This is a genomic window from Shuttleworthella satelles DSM 14600 (assembly GCF_000160115.1).
Lineage (GTDB): Bacteria > Bacillota > Clostridia > Lachnospirales > Lachnospiraceae > Shuttleworthia > Shuttleworthia satelles.
Genome location: NZ_GG665870.1, coordinates 1 through 507, shown reverse-complemented (window position 1 = coordinate 507; position 507 = coordinate 1). Strand labels below are relative to the sequence as shown.

Here is a 507-nt window from a genome sequence, read left to right as displayed (position 1 = left end):
CCGGCCGACCGTCCGCGGTTCTGTCATGAACCCCAACGACCACTCCCCATGGAGGTGGTGAGGGTAAGGCTCCTGTTGGACGTCCGGCGCCTTCAACACCCTGGGGCAAGCCTGCTCTGGGTCTGAAGACCAGAAAGAAGAACGCAAAGTCTAACAAGCTTATCGTAAGAAGACGCGACGGTAAGGCAATCAAGTAAGGAGGATACAATGGCACGTTCATTAAAGAAGGGACCATTTGCTGACGAGAGCTTATTGAAGAAGGTTAACGCGATGAACGCTTCCGGCGACAAGACCGTAATCAAGACCTGGTCTCGTCGTTCCACAATCTTCCCGAGCTTCGTGGGACATACCTTTGCAGTCTATGACGGCCGCAAGCATGTTCCCGTCTATGTAACCGAGGATATGGTCGGACATAAGCTTGGTGAGTTCGTAGCCACCAGAACCTTCCGCGGCCACAAGGGCAACGAGAAGAAGACTGGCGTCAGATAAGCGTAATATTCGAAAGGA

General features: G+C 53.1%; 1 protein-coding gene and 1 pseudogene. Both read left to right on the top strand.

The window, feature by feature from the left end:
- A pseudogene (gene rplB / locus GCWU000342_RS10325) lies at positions 1-197 on the top strand (50S ribosomal protein L2); the annotation flags it as partial.
- Between the two features lie 10 nt (positions 198-207).
- Positions 208-489 (top strand): 30S ribosomal protein S19, encoded by a 282-nt coding sequence (rpsS, locus tag GCWU000342_RS09805; RefSeq protein ID WP_006907298.1) that lies wholly within the window; start codon positions 208-210, stop codon positions 487-489.
- The last annotated feature ends 18 nt before the right edge of the window (positions 490-507 follow it).

Bases quoted from the DNA above. Each gene is read 5' to 3' on its own strand.
- rpsS (WP_006907298.1), top strand. From the start codon at position 208: ATGGCACGTTCATTAAAGAAGGGACCATTTGCTGACGAGAGCTTATTG.